Source organism: Embleya sp. NPDC127516, assembly GCF_044765325.1.
GTDB lineage: Bacteria > Actinomycetota > Actinomycetes > Streptomycetales > Streptomycetaceae > Embleya.
In genome coordinates, this window is sequence record NZ_JBIWJT010000031.1 from 1 (window position 1) to 17,143 (window position 17,143).

General features: G+C 69.7%; 11 protein-coding genes and 4 pseudogenes. 4 read left to right on the forward strand and 11 right to left on the reverse strand.

Annotation, left to right across the window (positions count from 1 at the left end; genetic code table 11):
* A pseudogene (locus tag ACIRL2_RS40025) lies at positions 1-522 on the forward strand (IS5 family transposase); the annotation flags it as partial.
* Between the two features lie 12 nt (positions 523-534).
* On the opposite strand, the pseudogene ACIRL2_RS40030 reads toward ACIRL2_RS40025, so the two are convergent.
* A pseudogene (locus ACIRL2_RS40030) lies at positions 535-666 on the reverse strand (transposase); the annotation flags it as partial.
* 253 nt (positions 667-919) lie between these two features.
* Between ACIRL2_RS40030 and ACIRL2_RS40035 the strand changes: the two are divergent.
* Positions 920-1,633 (forward strand): annotated as a pseudogene (locus tag ACIRL2_RS40035) (IS701 family transposase); the annotation flags it as partial.
* Positions 1,634-1,990: 357 nt separating this feature from the next.
* On the opposite strand, the gene ACIRL2_RS40040 reads toward ACIRL2_RS40035, so the two are convergent.
* Together ACIRL2_RS40040 and ACIRL2_RS40045 are read right to left on the reverse strand one after the other, a co-directional pair.
* Complete coding sequence (locus ACIRL2_RS40040; RefSeq protein WP_402239023.1) at positions 1,991-4,270, reverse strand: protein kinase; 2,280 nt, start codon at positions 4,268-4,270, stop codon at positions 1,991-1,993.
* Positions 4,271-4,300: 30 nt separating this feature from the next.
* Positions 4,301-6,880 carry a protein kinase gene (locus ACIRL2_RS40045; protein WP_402239026.1) on the reverse strand — a complete coding sequence of 860 codons (2,580 nt, stop codon included), beginning with the start codon at positions 6,878-6,880 and terminating at the stop codon, positions 4,301-4,303.
* A gap of 8 nt (positions 6,881-6,888) precedes the next feature.
* Between ACIRL2_RS40045 and ACIRL2_RS40050 the strand changes: the two genes are divergently transcribed.
* Positions 6,889-8,481: an ISL3 family transposase gene (locus ACIRL2_RS40050; protein WP_395779205.1), complete on the forward strand. Its 1,593-nt coding sequence runs from the start codon at positions 6,889-6,891 to the stop codon at positions 8,479-8,481.
* Between the two features lie 121 nt (positions 8,482-8,602).
* On the opposite strand, the gene ACIRL2_RS40055 is transcribed toward ACIRL2_RS40050, so the two are convergent.
* Together ACIRL2_RS40055 and ACIRL2_RS40060 are read right to left on the reverse strand one after the other, a co-directional pair.
* On the reverse strand, positions 8,603-8,944 hold the full coding sequence (locus ACIRL2_RS40055) for a hypothetical protein (protein WP_402239028.1): 342 nt from the start codon (positions 8,942-8,944) through the stop codon (positions 8,603-8,605).
* Between the two features lie 44 nt (positions 8,945-8,988).
* Positions 8,989-9,126: a hypothetical protein gene (locus tag ACIRL2_RS40060; protein ID WP_402239030.1), complete on the reverse strand. Its 138-nt coding sequence runs from the start codon at positions 9,124-9,126 to the stop codon at positions 8,989-8,991.
* A 102-nt stretch (positions 9,127-9,228) separates the two neighbouring features.
* On the opposite strand from ACIRL2_RS40060, the pseudogene ACIRL2_RS40065 reads away from it, so the two are divergent.
* Positions 9,229-9,485 (forward strand): annotated as a pseudogene (locus tag ACIRL2_RS40065) (IS5/IS1182 family transposase); the annotation flags it as partial.
* 574 nt (positions 9,486-10,059) lie between these two features.
* On the opposite strand, the gene ACIRL2_RS40070 reads toward ACIRL2_RS40065, so the two are convergent.
* The 6 genes from ACIRL2_RS40070 to hcaB all read right to left on the reverse strand — a co-directional run bounded on the left by ACIRL2_RS40070 (position 10,060) and on the right by hcaB (position 17,137).
* Positions 10,060-10,872 carry an IclR family transcriptional regulator gene (locus ACIRL2_RS40070; RefSeq protein ID WP_395872883.1) on the reverse strand — a complete coding sequence of 271 codons (813 nt, stop codon included), beginning with the start codon at positions 10,870-10,872 and terminating at the stop codon, positions 10,060-10,062.
* A 335-nt stretch (positions 10,873-11,207) separates the two neighbouring features.
* A complete protein-coding gene (gene dmpG / locus ACIRL2_RS40075) occupies positions 11,208-12,215 on the reverse strand; it encodes a 4-hydroxy-2-oxovalerate aldolase (protein WP_395872882.1) in 1,008 nt (335 codons plus the stop codon).
* On the reverse strand, positions 12,212-13,153 hold the full coding sequence (locus tag ACIRL2_RS40080; RefSeq protein WP_402239033.1) for an acetaldehyde dehydrogenase (acetylating): 942 nt from the start codon (positions 13,151-13,153) through the stop codon (positions 12,212-12,214). Before ACIRL2_RS40080 ends, dmpG begins: the two co-directional genes overlap by 4 nt.
* 117 nt (positions 13,154-13,270) lie before the next feature.
* Positions 13,271-13,924 carry a TetR/AcrR family transcriptional regulator gene (locus ACIRL2_RS40085; protein ID WP_395872880.1) on the reverse strand — a complete coding sequence of 218 codons (654 nt, stop codon included), beginning with the start codon at positions 13,922-13,924 and terminating at the stop codon, positions 13,271-13,273.
* 121 nt (positions 13,925-14,045) lie between these two features.
* Positions 14,046-16,289 carry an LLM class F420-dependent oxidoreductase gene (locus ACIRL2_RS40090; RefSeq protein WP_402239036.1) on the reverse strand — a complete coding sequence of 748 codons (2,244 nt, stop codon included), beginning with the start codon at positions 16,287-16,289 and terminating at the stop codon, positions 14,046-14,048.
* The gene (hcaB, locus tag ACIRL2_RS40095; protein WP_402239039.1) at positions 16,286-17,137 is read right to left on the reverse strand and encodes a 3-(cis-5,6-dihydroxycyclohexa-1,3-dien-1-yl)propanoate dehydrogenase; all 852 of its coding nucleotides are present in this window, start codon (positions 17,135-17,137) and stop codon (positions 16,286-16,288) included. Before hcaB ends, ACIRL2_RS40090 begins: the two co-directional genes overlap by 4 nt.
* Positions 17,138-17,143: the final 6 nt, after the last annotated feature.

Consider the following 17,143-nt stretch of genomic DNA (forward strand, 5'->3'; position numbering starts at 1 on the left):
GCGAGGCGCGCTGGACTGGTCGCGATGCGCGGTGGACTCCGTGAACATGCGGGCCCTCAAAAAGGGGATCTGACGGGTCCGAATCCTGTGGATCGTGGGAAGTACGGGTCGAAGATCCACCTGCTGACCGAACGCACCGGTCTGCCCCTGTCGATCGGGATCTCGGGAGCCAATACTCACGACAGCCAGGCCCTGATACCCCTGGTCGAGGGCATCCCGCCGATCCGCTCCCGCCGCGGACCACGCCGCCGAAGGCCTGCCAAACTCCACGGCGACAAGGCCTACGACCACCGATTCATCCGCGCTTTCCTACGGAAACGACGCATCACCCACCGCATCGCCCGCCGCGGCATCGACTCCTCGACGCGCCTCGGTCGACACCGATGGGTCATAGAGCGAACAGTGTCCTGGCTCAACGCGTTCCGCCGCCTCCACCGCCGATACGAGGTCAAGGCCTCGCACTTTGGAGCGTTCGTCAGCATCGCCGCCGCATTCATCTGCTACCGCCGATACGCCAAATGAAACGACCTCTTAATGCAGCCGCCGCCACAGCCCCGCTTCAGTCCATGGCGCGAACCGGCGGTGCGCGGTCGCCGGCACCCCGAACGTCGGGGGGAGATGCCGCCACGCGCAGCCGCTGGTCAACACGTACACCACGGCGGTGAAGCGTCAGTTGCTCTCTCGTCACAACAGACGATCTACCAGACCAGGACTGCCTTGACGACGAATCCCGCAGATTGATCACGACCCGATACACGCCCAAGTACTGCAACCGCACGGGCCGTGACTGTTGGTCAGGATGTTCGTTGGGCCGTTCGTGGATGGTGTCGTCGGGGTTGGGTTGGCTCGGTCGTGGGCTGCGGGGTTGAACGGGTTGCATGATCGGTTCGTGTCGAGGTTCGCTCATGCGGGGCCGCAGGCGGCGGCGGTCGTGGACGACACCGGGTTCCTGAAGAAGGGCACCGCCTCGGCCGGTGTCCAGCGGCAGTACACCGGCACCGCGGGGAGGATCGAGAACTGCCAGGTCGGCACGTTCCTCGCCTACGCGGCGCCGGCCGGGCACACGTTGATCGACCGCGAGCTGTATCTGCCGAGGTCGTGGACGGACGACCGGGACCGCTGTCGGGCGGCGGCGATCCCCGACGATGTCGCGTTCGCGACGAGGATCGAGCACGCCAAGGCCATGATCACCCGCGCCCTGGCCGCGCGGGTGCCGTTCGCGTGGCTGACCGCCGACGAGGCGTACGGGCAGGTCAAGGGCCTGAGGTACTGGTTGGAGCAACGCGGGGTGTTCCACGTGCTCGCGACCGGGTGCAACGACACCGTGGTGACCGGGATGTTCCTCGAGCGTCCGGTGGACGCGCTGGTCGCCTCTCTGCCCCGGCAGGCGTGGAAGCGCCGCTCGTGCGGCAGGGGCGCGCACGGCGAACGCGTCCACGACTGGGCACGCGCGCCGATCCGTCCGTGGCGGGAGGAAGGTGTCGAGCACTGGGTGCTCGCCCGCCGCAGCCTCGCGGACCGCACCGAGATCGCCAACTACGTGTGCTTCGCGCCCGAGGGCACCACCCTCGACACGTTGATCCGCGTCGCCGGGACCCGTTGGACGGTCGAGGAGTGCTTCCAGACCGCGAAGACGCGTACGACACGTCCCAGAAGCGCTGCATCAGCCTCTACGCCCACGCGTACGCCCCGGACCGCATCCGCGTTTGCCTGACGGCTCGCTACGATCCCGGGACCGGCCCGGCCCGGCCGAGCCCTGGCCCCCGCGCGAGGGGCACTTGGAGATCCGGCTCATGCCGCACGGTGGGCTGGTCCATCGAAATCTCGAGCCGGGCAACATCATCATGGCCGAGGGCGGTCCGCGTGTCCTGGACCTCGGGGTCGCCCGGGCGGTCGCGCCGACCCGGCTCACCTCCACCGGAGCGGCCTTCGGCAGGCGACGCGCGCCGTCGCCGGGCTGCGGCCGCCGAACGGTAGGCGCTTGCCGCGGTCAACCGGGCGTGACGTCGTAGCCCACCAGGCCCGGTCGGCTGCGGCTGTCGATCGCGATCACGAGGGTTCCGGCGGCCACCACCCGCTCGGCCGAGCCGATGACGAATTCCTGCGGGAGTGTGCCGGTCGCGGCGACCGATCCGTCACGGAGTCGACGCTCCTGCACTCGAACGTCCGGCCGGTCGAAAGCGGTCGATGTGCGCTCGATCGTGAATACGGACCCGTCGCGGATCGCCAACACCGCAAATTCCTCTCGGGTGACCAGCGGAAGGTGCCAGCGGACCGTCCCGGAAGCGGCATCCAAGGCCACGATCTCGGTCGCCTCCATGCCGCCGCTCGTGTCGCGCTTGTCGGCCGTTGTGACATAGGTGTCCGCGTCGCCGAAACCCAGCGTGGAAATTGTGCCGAACGGCTGCTTCAAAGGCAGTTCGCGGGTTTTGCCGCCATCGGGCCGCACAAAGACGACACCATCGGGCTCCGTCTCGTAGGCGAATGTCTCCGCCTTCAGGGTGGAATTCGCCGCGGGCAGGTCGATCCGGCCGCGGACCCTGCCGGTGGCCGGGTCGATGTCGAGTACCCGGTAGGCGAGTGTCAGACGGGGATCCTCACAGCGCTCGCGAACGCGCAACGCGGATCGGGAGAGGGTGACGTCCAGCCGTTCGCAGCCCGCCTCGCGCCACGGGAGTCGCCAGCGTTCGACGCCGCCCGAACGATCGAAGCCGCGGATGCCGTCCTCTGCCGCGACGGTGGCCACATCACCGTGCATGGCCGCCAGATTGGGGCCATCCGGTCGGCCGACCGTGTGGTGCCACAACAGGCGACCTGTCGCCATCTCGTAGGCGGCCGCCTCCTCGCACGTGGTCGGGCTCTCGAACGGCTTGCCGAACACGATCACGCCAACCCCATCGCTGGTGGCCGTATTTCCGTCCGACGCGTGGCACGGGACCAGATCGGGTGCCGGCGGTGCGGCGATCCACAACTGCCGTCCGGTCCTCGCCTCGTACCCGCGCACTCCCGCGGCATCGATCCGCACGATCACGTTGTCGTCGCTCCACACTCCCCACAAACGCGTGTCCACGCTCTTGTCGACGTTGTACGCGGTCCAGACCCGGCGCCGGTCGCCCGCCGCAATCACTCCCTCGACGCGCGCGCCGGACGGCTTGCCCGCTTGGGCACCCGTGCGCGGCTGCGACCGCTCCTCGTTGTCCGGCCTGATCAGCCACATGCCGGCCAACACGCACAGGATCAACGCGACCACGCCGAAGGCGAGCACACCGGAACGCGATATCCGGGCGGCCCTCTTCTCGTCCGAACCCTCGCGTACCGCGAGTCGCCGGGTACGCGCAGGCGGGAACGGGGCCGACGTGTCGCGATCGTCCGCAACGGGTGTCACCCGCTCGTCGACCGGGGGCACCGCGTCCGCGCCGCCGTTCGACCGCGGTGGCTTCCCCAACCGCGATTGCGCGGCGCGCGCCGCGGCGATGACCTCCCTCGGCGTCGGACGCCGGCCGGGATCCTTGGCGAGACAGGACGCCACGAGATCCCGCAGGGGTAAGGGAACACCGGTCAGATCAGGTGCCTGATGTACCGTCCGGAACACCACCGCGGCCTGCGGACCGTCCCCGAACGGTTCGCGGCCGGTGGCCGCGAACAGCAACACGCCGCCCAGCGCGAACACGTCACCGGGCGCGCCCACCGGCTCGTCCCCGGTCAACTGCTCGGGCGAGGCATACCCCAGGGTGCCCAACGCGGCGCCGGTGCGCGTGAGTTCGTCGTCGTCGGCCGCGCGCGCGATCCCGAAGTCGATCACCCGTGGACCGTCGTCGGCCATCAGTACATTCGACGGCTTGAGGTCACGGTGCACGATGCCGGCGGCGTGGATGACGATCAACGCCTCGCCGAGCGCGGCGGCCAGGGTACACAGCCTCCCGATCGGCAGCGGTCCGTCTCGGCGCACGGACGCGCCCAGGGCCGGTCCATCGACGAACTGCGTCGCCAACCAGGGTGTTTCGGCTTCGGGACCGGAGTCGACGAGTGGCACGGTGAAGTAACTGAGGACCTGCTCCGCCGCGTTCACCTCGCGCCGAAAGCGGGTGCGGAAATCAGGATCCGCCGCGAACTCGGCGTGCACCACCTTGACCGCGACCCGGTGGCCCTCGTCGTCCTCGGCGAGGAACACGCGCCCCATGCCGCCGTGTCCGAGCCGCGCCACCAGCCGATACCCGCCGATCCTTTCGGGATCGCCGGGCTCCAACGGCTGCGCACCGTCGCGCGTCATGGTCGCTCCTCACATCGCCGCACCAGGCACCTACCCCTGCGGTTTCCACATCGTGACCACTCCCGGGTCCGCTGTCCGGCCGGTGACCAACATCAGATTGTTCCCCGCCAGTCGGGCCGCGGCGTAGTTGTACGAGGCCAGGGAACCGCCTTCGAGCAGCGTGCCCGCAGGGCGGGGCGCGCCGTCTGCCAGGGCGTATCGGGTCAGCCCACGAGGCTCGTCCGCAGCGAGCGCCAGGACACCTTGGTCATCGACACCCAACACGAACGTCATGCCGCCCTCGGGCCTGCTCCGATGCCAGCGCACCCGGCCGGTGTCGGCGTCGACGGCGGCGATCCCCCTCGGCATGTTCCAGCCGCCCTCGGTGACCAGGACCACGACGGTGTTCTTCCAGCCGAAGACGGCCGGGGCGAGTTGGAGGTTGTTGCGCTTGTCGGGCGCCAGCGCGCCGAAGTCCTGGGAGGTCTGCAGGCGCGGACCGGGCCTGCCGTTCGCGTCGAACACGACGAGCGGTCCCGGATCGCCGCCGCCGGGTCCGGGAAGGCTCACGGTCACCGGTTCCGCGATCTCGATCCGATCGATCGGTACCCCGCCGGGCAGCGAACCGGTCCAGCGCACACGGCCGTCCGCGACGTTCACCGAACGGATGGTGCGTGCCCGGGCGGTGTCCTTCTTGTCGCGGGGGTCGCACGTCACACCCTCGGCCACGGTGGACGGCCCCACGACCGCGGTCTGCAGCGAGCAGCCCTCCGCCGCGAGGTCGTGCTCCCATGCGAAAGCGCCGTCGCGCAAGCTCCAGGCCGTCAGCACGTCTCCGGAGCGCAGGACGACCCGGTCGTGGCTGACGCCGACCGGCTGTGCCGAGGCATCGTTTTCGAAGTGGTCCGTGTTGCGGCCCGGGCGGGGCTTGTCCCATAACGCTTCGCCGGTCGAGATGTCCACGGCGACCACGCGATCGCATGTGGGTATCCTGTCCACGATCGCGCCGAAGATCACGATCCCGATGTCGCCGTCGAGGTCGCGCGCCGCCTGGCAGGGGTACATGCCCGCCCTCGGCGGGCGCAGTGTCCACAACCGGCGGCCCGTGTCCGGATCCGTGCCGCGAACATCGGTGCCACCGACACCGACCAGCACCCGATCGGTCAACCACGCGTCGATCGCGTAGGGCCCGTTCGCACTCCCCGGCGGAGTCGTCGTGGAGGCTTCCTGCGGCGCGAACGTCTCGTTCCAGGCGCGCGTCCACGACGCCGGCGACGCCGCCCCGGCGAGCGCGCTCGTGGGGTCAGGGAGCTTGGGAGCCGGCGGGTACGCCGAGGCGGTGGGTTCGGCCGTCTCGATCACGGGCGGCCGAACGGCCGGCGCCGTGGACGTGGTCGACGGGCCACCCACCGCGCCGGGTGCGGCGCCGTCGTCGCCGAGCTTCACCGCAACACCCGCGCCCACCACGACGACCAACGAGGTCACGGCCGCGAGCACGGGTCGCCATCGCCGTACACGCCCGGGTGTCGGTGACGCCGAGGCCCGGTCCCCCTTCGGATCGAGGGACGCGATCACGTCCTCCGGAGTCAACCGCTCGGCAGGGTCCTTCGCGAGACACCCGAGCAGGATCGGAAGAATCCATTCCGCCGCGCCTTCCAGGTCCGGTTCGCACGTGGTGACGCGGTACCCGACGACATGGGCGGGTCCGGCACCGAAGGGGCGACGGCCCGTCGCGGCGAAAGCGAGTACGGCACCGAGCGCGAACACATCGGCGGGCGGGGCCGAGTCCGCGAGGACCAACTGCTCGGGAGCCATGTAGCCGGGAGTGCCGATCAACACGCCGGTGCCGGTCAGCTTCGTCGCGTCCGCGGCGCGCGCGATGCCCAGGTCGATCACCAACGGTCCCTCGTCGGCGTCCATCAACACGTTGGACGGCTTGAGATCGCGGTGCACGAGCCCTGCGGCGTGGATGTCGCGCAGCGCACCCGCGAGGGCAACCCCGAGGCCCCGCAACGCGTAGTCCCCGAACCCACCCCATGCGTCGACCACTTCGCGCAGCGAAGGGCCCTCCACATAGGCCGTGGCCAGCCACTGCTCCTCCGCCTGCGGGTCGGCTGCCACCAACGGCACGAGGTACCGGCTCCGCACCGCCCGCGCGGCAGCCACCTCGCGCGCGAAGCGCGCGCGAAACGACGGGTCGCGGGACAGATGCGGGTGGATGATCTTGACCGCGACCCGTCTGCCCGCCGCATCGTCCGCCGGACGCGCGAGATACACCCGGCCCATGCCTCCCTCACCGAGCGATCGCTCGACGAGATACGGACCTATCCGACGTCCCACACCATGGCGCCGCCCTGTGGGCGGGCTCCCCGTCCCCATCGCAGAGATGCTACAAGAGGGCGTCTGAGAAGGGCCGTTCAGGGATGCGAGGTGGCGAGGAATGCCCTCACGGTCGAGGACCTTGAGGTGGGGCACGCTTGGCCGACGATGGACCACGGCGCAGCGGCGGGTTGGTGGAGCTGCCGGTGGCGACATGGGCGGAGCATCCACCAGCACATGGTGCTTCCGCGCGGAAGGTTCTGGATCAATTTCCGTGCCAGAGCCACGGAGGGTCACCGGAGCCGCGATCATGAACGGTCGTGGCTGACGATCCCCTGCAAGACCTCTGGGTCCACCAGACCGCCGACGTCGCGGTCAACACCTTGACCATCCGCGCCGACCGCGTGACCGTCCACGCCGCCACGACCAACGACGAGGCGGGATGCCCGTCGTGCGGAACTGTCTCGACCCGGGTGCACAGCAGCTACGTACGGCGGTTGGACGACCGCGCGGCGGGCGGGCGCCGGGTGGTGGTCGAGTTACGGGTCCGCAGGTTCCGCTGCCGTGAACGAGCGTGCCCCCGGGCCACATTCGTCGAGCAGGCAGCGGGGCTGACCTTCCGTCACGGACGGCGGAGCCAGGGCCTACAGACCGCGCTCCAACAGCTCGCCCTGGCCCTGGCCGGGCGAGCCGGCTCCCGCCTGGCGGAAACCTTCGCGGTCCCGGTGAGCCGTTCCACGCTCCTGCGGCTGATACGAGCCCTGCCGGATCCGGCGCACGCGGTGCCGCGTGTTCTGGGCGTCGACGAGTTCGCCCTGCGCAAGGGCCACGTCTACGCCACGATCCTGGTCGACATCGAGACCCGCCGCGCAGTCGATCTGCTGCCCGACCGCAAGGTCGAGACCGTCCGCTCCTGGCTCGCCGACCACCCGGGTGTGGAGGTCGTCTGCCGCGACCGGTCGGCCTCCTACGCCGAAGCCGTCCGGCTCGGCGCCCCGGACGCGATCCACGTCGCCGACCGCTTCCACTTGTGGCAGAACCTCGCCGACGCGGTGGAGAAGACCGTCCTCCAGCACCGGACCCTGCTACCTGAGCCCGCCCCTGCGGCCGAGTCGGTTCCGGCTGTCGTCCTGGCGTCCGTCAACTCCGAGCCCCGCCGGACCGGCCGGCTGTCCGACCGGGTCCGCGAACAGCACGCCGCCGTCCACGCGCTCATGGACGACGGGTTCAGCCTGCGCGCCGTCGCTCGCAGACTGGACCTGGCTCGCGGCACAGTCCGCCGACTGGCCCGCGCGAAGGACCCCGACGAACTGCTCGTCGGCCGCTGGACAGGACGCACCAGCATCCTCGACCCCTACAAGCCCTACCTCGACCAGCGGTTCGCCGAGGGCCACACGATCGCCCGGCGTCTCTTCCAGGAGATCCGGCAGCGTGGCTTTCCAGGGCAGGAGCAGATCGTCCGCGAGTATGTCCGCCGACTCCGCGCGTCGTTTCCCAATCAGGACCCGCCCCGACGCAAGCCCTCTGTCAGGGACGTGACCGGCTGGATCACCCGCCGGCCCGACCGCCTGCGCGATGAAGAGGCCCAGCAGCTCAAGGAGATCCTGGCCCGCGTCCCGGCACTCGCCACCGCCGCCGGGCACGTCAGGGCCTTCGCCGAGCTGATGAACGACCGCCGCGGACGAGAACTCAAGGACTGGATCACACGCGTCCGGCAGGACCAGGTCCCGGCCCTTCGCAGCTTCGCCAACGGTCTCCTGCAGGACCTCGATGCGGTCGTCGCCGGCCTGACCCTGAGCTACAGCTCCGGCGCGGTCGAGGGCCACAACAACAAGATCAAGATGATCAAGCGCCAGATGTTCGGCCGCGCCGGCTTCGACCTCCTGCGCAAACGCGTCCTCCTCGCGGCATGACGTCGTTGGTCGTGGCGGCGTGGACGGTCACGCGGTCGGCGCGGATGGTCAAGGTGTTGACCGCGACGTCGGCGGTCTGGTGGACCCAGAGGTCTTGCAGGGGATCGTCAGCCACGACCGTTCATGATCGCGGCTCCGGTGACCCTCCGTGGCTCTGGCACGGAAATTGATCCAGAACCGCCGACACGGGCCCGCCTCGGTCGATTTCGGTTCGCGCGACGTACGCGAGTTTGTGATCCAGCGCGGTGAGTTCGTCGAGGAGGCCCAGCACGCCGTCGGCGTTGATGCCGTAGGCCGTCAGGTCTTGGCCCGGCGTGAGCCGGGGTTCGTCCGTGTCGGGGTCGGTGCGGTAGCGCTCGGTGTCGGTCATGAATCCCGCGTCGCGCAGGTGGTCGCCGAGTTCGGCCGCGGTGTCCGGGGAGCAGTCGATGACGGTGAGGATGGCGTAGTACTCGTCGTCCATTGCCGATTCTCCTTGTCGTCGTGCGGGTGTCGGGGATGTCGGGGCTACGTGTGGCGGAGGTCGCGTCGGGCCCGGTTGAGGTGGTGGTGGTCGGTCGCCGCGATCGGGCCGATGTCGGTGGCGGCGGTTCCGCGCCGGTCGGCGGGCCTGCCCGGCGCCTGCGGTGCTTCGGGGGCGTCCACGGGGTGGTTGAGCCATCCCTCTCGATCAAGGTGCTGCAGATGGCGGGCTGCGACTGACCGCGAGCCGGGCGGCCCCGGCCTGCCGTGCTCGCTCCGGGCCGGGAGTTGGGCTTCACCGGCGAAATCGCCTGCAAAGGCGTCCCCGCCCCGATCCAGGCCGGCACGAGGTGGGTGGTGGAACGGAGCCGCGCGTGGATGAACGGCTTCGGCAACCTACGGCGCTGCACCGACAAGCGCGCCCGCGTCGTGGACTTCTGCCTCTACCTGTCCGCCGCGATCGTCACTGCGAATGCTCATCCGCCGCTCCACCCCCGCGCTACCGCTGGGACAACCGCCCCACCACCAAGCGACTCAAGTGACACCTACTGTCGGGCTCTCTTCGTGGTCGGCGGCAAGGCCGGCCCGGGCAGGAAGTGGCCACCCTTTCGGGGGACTTTGCTCCCCCGATTCCGTGACCGGCATCGTCCGGCGCGCGAGTTCGGCGGAACGCGAGGGAGCGTCGGCCGCGCCGGCGAAAGGTATGTCCGCAGCCGGGGCCGCGTGAGAACAAGATCACGGCGGCGCGGCCCACGAGCACGCGGTGATGCTGCTCGGGATCGCCGGGACTGTACTGCACGCCGTCATCTACGGCGCGTGTTCAAGGTAGCGTCGGACGCTCCGCCCGCGCCGGCACCACCACGGTCTCGGCGTTCCAACTGGGCATGGACCTTGTTCCGGTGCTCGCAGGGATCTCACGCGACGCGGGGGTCGAGGTCACGTCTGCGGCCTGGCTCGGCGCCGGGACGGCGGCAGTCACGGTGTGGGTCGTTCTCCTCGATCAGGCGCCGTTCGCGTGCGAGGCCACGAGCCGGTACGACCCGAGTGAACCCGCGCTCGGTCCGGGCTCCTGGGCCGCTCGGGAACTTGGGATCACCGATTCGAGTGCCGATCGGCTCAGGGGCCACAAGCCCTCATCGCCAACGAGGCCTGGTACGCGATTCGGCGCAGGATCGGGGCGAAGTGGTCTGGTTGGAATCGCAGGTCGGTGCTGGCGACGGAGAGGGCGGCGACGGCGCGGCCGGTGCTTCCCATGATCGGGGCGGCGACGCAGGCAAGGCCGAGTACGGCCTCTTGGCGATCGTGGGCGATGCCCTCCTGCCGGATGCGTTGGAGCTCGGCGCGGAACCGGGCCGGGTCGGCGAGGGTGTGCCGCGTGTGCGCGGGGAGACCCGCCGCGATGGCCAGTTCCGCGGCGTCGTGGTCGAAGGCGAGCAGGGCCTTGCCCACACCTGTGCAGTAGGCGGGCAGTCGCGCGCCGATGCGAGACGGGGAGCGTGCGGCCCGGTGGCCATGGAGTTTGTTCACGTACACGATCTCGCTACCATGCAAAACGGCGAGGTGGACGGTTTCATGCGTCAGTTCGTAGAGCTCCGCGAGGTGGGGCAGCAGGCGTTCGCGAAGCAAGGCCAGGGTAGGGCCGTACACGCGGGAGCCCATTTCGGAAAGCCGCGGACCCAGACGGTACTTGTTGCCCGCGCGCTCCACGAATCCGTTGCGTTGGAGGATGCCCAGCAGCCGGAAGGCCGTCGACTTGCTCAACCGGGTCTGCCGCGCGAGTTCGGTGACCCCGACCTCGCCGTCCTGTCGGGCGAGTGCCCGCAGCAGAGCCAAGGCCTTGTCGACTGCCGTCAGTTGGTCCGGGTCACCGAGAGGTTCGAGCCAACCGTCGTTGTCGATGGGCCGCGGGATGAAGTCGTCGAGGGTCATTGCGGTCTCCTGAAGGCCGACCAAAATGCACATTCGGGATATTTTGCGCATTCTAGGGAGGTGATCCGCCCCTGGGAAGAGCACGACCAAGGAGCGGACTCTCCGCTGTGGCGCCGTTCCGGCCTGCGCGAGCAAGGCGCACTTCGAACACGAACGCAGGAGCGCGATGGCGCACCGAAGCGGATCTGTGCCAGCAGGCGGCAGGCAATCGACGGCCTGACAAGCAGGTGACGGCAGGGGGCGGGGTTGACCCGCGATGGTGTCGCGGGTCAACCCCGAGGGTTCAACGGCATCACGCGATGCCGGGCTGTCCCTGTCCCGGCCGACCCGGGCCGCTACTCGTCGGCCGCGAGGAGATCCAGCGCGATATCGGTGATCATGTCCTCCTGACCGCCCACCAACGAACGTCGGCCGACCTCCACGAGAATGGCCCGGGTGTCCAGGCCGTGGCGTTGCGCCGCGGCCTCGGCGTGGCGAAGGAAGCTGGAGTACACCCCGGCGTACCCGAGAGTCAGGGTCTCGCGGTCCACCCGGACCGGCCGATCCTGGAGGGGCCGCACGATGTCGTCGGCGGCGTCCATGAGCGCGAAGAGATCGCACCCGTGCGTCCATTCCATGAGATCGGCCACCGCGATGAACGCCTCCAGGGGGCAATTCCCGGCGCCGGCGCCCTGGCCGGCCAGCGACGCGTCGATGCGTATGGCACCGTGCTCGGCGGCAACCACGGAGTTCGCGACGCCGAGCCCGAGGTTGTGGTGCGCGTGGATCCCGATCTGCGTCTCGGGAGACAACACGTCACGGTACGCCACGATCCGTTCCCGGACCTGCGTCATGGTGAGCCGGCCACCCGAGTCGGTCACATAGACGCACTCGGCGCCGTAGGACTCCATGAGTGCTGCCTGCCGGGCCAGTTCCGCGGGCTCGGCCATGTGGCTCATCATGAGGAACCCGGCGACGTCCATGTCCAGTTCACGCGCACCGTGAATATGTTGGGCGGAGATGTCGGCTTCGGTGCAGTGGGTCGCGATCCGCACGGATCGAATGCCGAGTCCATGTGCGCGTCGGAGGTCGTCGAGGGTTCCGATACCGGGTAGCAGGAGCGTGGTCGGTACGGCCCTGTCGATCGCGGAGACGACGGCCTCGATCCATTCCCAGTCGGTGTGGGCGCCCACACCGTAGTTCACGCTCGATCCCCCGATGCCGTCGCCGTGCGCGACCTCGATCGCGTGTACACCGGCCCTATCCAGCGTCGCTGCGATCCGGTGAGCCTGCTGCGTGCTGTAGCGGTGGCGGATGGCGTGCATGCCGTCCCGCAGGGTGACATCCTGGATGTACAGGTTCATCGCGTGCTCTCCCCACCCCGGCCGAGGCGCGCCGAGACGATCCGCTCGGCTGTGCGCAGCGCCGCCGAGGTCATGATGTCGAGGTTTCCGGCATACGCCGGGAGGTAGTGGGCCGCGCCCTCCACCTCGAGGAAGACCGACACCTTGAGCGTTCCGCCCAAAGCGCGGACCGGATCGTCCACGGCGAGTTTTTCGAACTGGACCCGCTGCTTGAGGCGATAGCCGGGAACATACGCGTGGACCTGTTCCACCATCGTTTCGACCGCGTCGGCGACGACCCGCTCGTCACAGTCGTCCGTGACGCAGTAGACGGTGTCGCGCATGACCAGTGGTGGCTCCGCGGGGTTGAGCACGATGATCGCCTTGCCGCGGCGCGCCCCTCCCACGCGTTCGATCGCGTGCGCGGTGGTCTCGGTGAACTCGTCGATGTTCGCCCGGGTTCCGGGTCCCGCGGAACGCGACGCGATGGAGGCGACGATCTCGGCGTAGTGCACCGGCGTCACCGACGAGACCGCCGCGACCACGGGAATGGTGGCCTGTCCGCCGCACGTGACCATGTTGACGTTGGGCTCGTCCAGGTGATCCGAAAGGTTCACGGACGGGATCACGTACGGCCCGATCGCCGCCGGCGTGAGATCCACGACCGTGCGACCCAACGGCCGCAGGACCGCGTCGTGGTGCTTGTGCGCGCCGGCCGACGTGGCGTCGAAGACCAGGCCGATGTCGGCGAATTCGTCGAGGGCGGTCAATCCGTCGATTCCGTCGTGGGTCGTCGCGACCCCGAAGCGCCGAGCGCGGGCCAGGCCGTCCGATTCCGGGTCGACGCCCGCCATCGCCGCGACTTCGAGTGAGGAGGACAGCCGAAGGACTTTGATCATGAGGTCGGTCGCGATGTTGCCCGACCCCAGGATCCCGATCTTCGTCTTGACGTGCTGCATGGCGCTCCCATCTGGGCTTTGTCGTCTCGGTATAGACGAGGCGCAGGCCCGCGGGCCAAATGTTGTGCCATGGGATGGAACAGCGGGACCGCGAAGGCCCGGACTGCGACCGCGAGTTCAGTCGTTGGGATCGACGAGGCCGACGAGGTCGCAGAACGCGGCCGAGATCTCCTCCGCGGAGGACTCGCCGGGGCGGAACCACCAGTGCACCCAACTCATCATGCCGAGAATGCCCTCGCTGAGGATGCGGGTCGAGTGCTTGTCGGAGAGGACACCCTGCTTCTGTGCCGCCGACACGACGCGTTCGACGCGTTCGACGAACGCTCGCTCCTGCGCCCTGGCCTCACGGGCGACCGGCGCCGGGATCGCGCGGTATTCCTTCCAATAGACGGCGAAGGTGTGCTGGTTCACGACCAGGGTGGCGACGAAGGCGTGGATCACCCTGCGCAGTTGTTCCCGCGGCTCGTGGTCTCCCGACAACGCCTCGTCCAGGGCCTGGGTGAAGTCTCGATAGACCTGGCGAGCGATCTCGCTCATCAGATCCTCTTTGGAACCCACGTAGTGGTACAACGAGGGCTGGCTCATCCCGACGCGCGCGGCGATCTCCTTGGTCGTGCCACGGTCGAAGCCACTCGTGAAGAAGACCTCGGCGGCCACGTCGAGGATCTCGCGCCGCTTCCTCATCCAATCGTCGGTGGGACGACCCGCCGTCGAACGAGAGCCCTTGCGCGGAGTCGTGGCGGCTCGGCCGGGCGTGCGGTTCGTGGCCATCGATATGACTCCTCAACGTGTCGCTTCGGTCCTCACAGTGTAAGGAGGCGATCGTTCGATCAACCGATCGGGGTCGAGCCGTACACATGGCGCGAAAGGGCGGCGCGGGTGTGCACGCGGCCTACACATGGCCGTCCGACGGATCGCCGCCGGCCTCGGTATCGACGAGCGGGACACGCGAGATTTCCCGGAACGCCTCGCGTGCGCCGCGCGAGTCGTCGACGGTCAGGGCGGCCCGAAGGCGCCCGTCCCGCCGCCACTGTGCGCTCCACGGCCCCTCGCCCGCAGGGTCACCACACCAGCTCAACCTGTCCTGCGCGGTGTGCCGCCCGACGTAGCGCAGTCGCCGCCCGAGTTGGTCCGACCAGAACATCGGGACGGGGTCGTAGGTCTGATCGGCGCCCAGGAGGTTGGCCGCGGCCACGCGGGCCGACGCGCACGCGTGGTCCCAGTGTTCGGTGCGCACACGGGCGCCGAACCGAGCCGACGGCCAGGACACGGCATCACCGATCGCGTACACGGACGGTCCGGCCGCCAGCCGCGCGTCCGCCACGACCTCGCCGAACGGACCCAGGTCCACGGCGCTGTCCGCCAGCCAGGCCGTGGCCGGGCGGGCGCCGATGCCGACCACCACGACGTCGGCCTCGAGGAGTTCGCCGGACCGCAGCAGGACACCGCTCTCGTCGACGCGTTCGATGTCGGCGGCCAACGACAACGCGATCCCGGCACGCTCGTACCAGCGCTCCACGTGCCGACCGATCTCGGGAGGGAGGGCGGAGGCCAGCACGGTCGATGCCGCGTCGACCACCCGGACATCGCACCCGAGCGCCGCGGCGGCCGTGGCGACCTCTGCCCCGAGCCATCCGGCGCCGATCACCACCACGCGCCGCGCGGGTACGAGTGCCGCCTTGAGTCGTCGGGCGTCGTCCAGGGTCCGCAGTTCGAGCAACCGGGGAAGGCGGGACAGGCCGGGCAGTCGGCGTGGAGCGGACCCGGTCGCGATGATCAGGCCGTCGTAGTCCAGCGTTCGCGTCGCGCCTGTGTGGGTGTCCTGCACGTGCAGGCCGGCGTCGTCGAGGCGGAATGCCCGACGCGAGCGCAGGTGTTCGACGTCGAGATCGGCGAGGGCGGGTTTGAGCGCGGGGAAGTCCGCTCCGGGACTCAGGAATTCCTTCGACAGGGGCGGCCTGTCGTACGGCTCGTGCGCCTCCGCGCCGACGAGCGCTATCCGCCCCTCGTAGCCCCGTTCGCGCAGCGCAGCGGCGGCGGCGTGTCCGGCGACGCCGCCGCCCACGATCACCACGTGTCGTGGGCGCACCTTGGAGGCAACGCCCGCTCGCGTGTGCGCGTTCGAACGCGAAGGGGTGTCGGCCACCAGGTCGCGGAGCGCTCCGAGTGTGCCCGAGCCGGCCGGATCGCCGGGCGTGGAGCACGCGAGCACGGCGATCTCGTCGACGTGGGGGCTGAATTCGGCGAGCCGCCGGCGAACGGTCCGGGCGTCGCCGAACACGCCGACGAGTTCCACGAGTGCGCGTGGGATCGCCGCCGCGAGCGACGTCGGGTGCGGTTTCGTGCGGGCGAACTCGACCACCTCCTCGAAGCCGGCCTCCGCGAACATTTCGGCGTACCCGGGGGCACCGAGGTACCCGACGAGCATGCGCCGCACCTGGTCGACGGAATCGGATATGACCCGCTCGTCCGAGGCCACGGCCACCGGCACCCAGGCGGCCACCCTGGGTCGGGCGCGGGCCAGTCGATCGCATTCGCGCCGAAGCACCTCCACGCGCTGCTCGGCCGCGCGAGGCGTCACCAGGCTCATCACGAACCGATCCGCGTGGGCCGCGGCCACCGCGATGGAGGCCGGCCCGAACGCCGCGATCGTCAACGACGAGGAGCGCGAGGGAAGTCTCATGCGGTATCCGCTCGTGCGCACGACCTTGCCCCGAACCTCGGCGGTCCCGGTCCGGGTGAACGCGGTGAGTGCGTGGGCGGACTCCCGCAGGGCGCCGACCGCTCCGCCGGTGGCTCGGCCGTGCCAGGATTCGACCACCGTGGGACTCGACGTACCGATCGCTATGCCCACCTGTCGTCCGGTGAGGTGGGCGACCGATGCCGCGCCCATCGCGACCATCATCGGGTCGCGGACCGCGACGGCGAGCGGCCCGACGGTCAAGGCGATGCGCCGCGTGCCCAGCCCGATCGAGGTGGCCAGGGCGAAGGCGTCGAACGTCGCCATCTCCCCTATCCAAAGCTCGTCGTAACCGAGTTCGTCCGCGTGCCTGGCGGTCTCCAAGGCCTCGGACGGGGGCCGGTCCTGCCAGAGTCCGAGCGAAACGGTCAGTCGGGGAAGCGGGATGCCGTTCACGTTCGCTCCTTGACGGTGTTGTCGCGACGACGTCCACCCCCACGCACGGCCAACCCCCCGTCGCTGGAAAGGGTGACGCCGGTGATGAACCGCGAGTCGGCGGCGTCGGCGAGCAGGACGTACAGTCCCGCGTGGTCTTCCGGGGTGCTGACGAAGCCCAAGGGGAGGGATCGCGCCGTTCTCTCCTGGAATCCCGGGACGCCCTGCAATCGGGTGTCCTGTTGATCGAAGACGTTCAGCCCGGACAGATTCGTCACGGTCGCGCCCGGGGCAATGGCGTTCACCCGGATCTCGGGGGCGAGTTCGAAGGCCAGCTGGCGCATGACACCGATCAGGGCGTGCTTGGAGGCGACGTAGAGGACCCCGCCGCCCCCGGCGTACGAGCTGCTCGACGACGCGGTGATGATCACGGATCCGCGCTGTCTTCGCAGCGCCGGCACCGCAGCACGGATCCCCTGCAGACTCCCCAACACGTTGGTGTCGAAGAGTTCGGCGAACCCGCGGCGCAGGTCCTCCGTGCTCATGTCGTCGAACCGCGCCGAGTAGTCGTAGATACCGGCGTTGGCCACGTAGGTGTCGAGACGGCCGAACGTCCGAAGGGTGCGCAGGACGGTCTCCTCATGGATGGACGGGTCGCGCACGTCCCCGTCCACGCACAGCACCTGGGCGCCGTGGACGCTCGCGAGGTCCTGCACCCGGTCGGCGTCGCGCTCGAGCACCGTCACACAGGCGCCTTCCGCGATGAAGCGGTCGACGACGGCGCGACCGATCCCGGAACCGCCTCCGGTCACCACGGCGACCTGTCCGTGCAGTCGGCCCCGTGCGACGGGGCCGGTGGATGCAACCATGGCAAT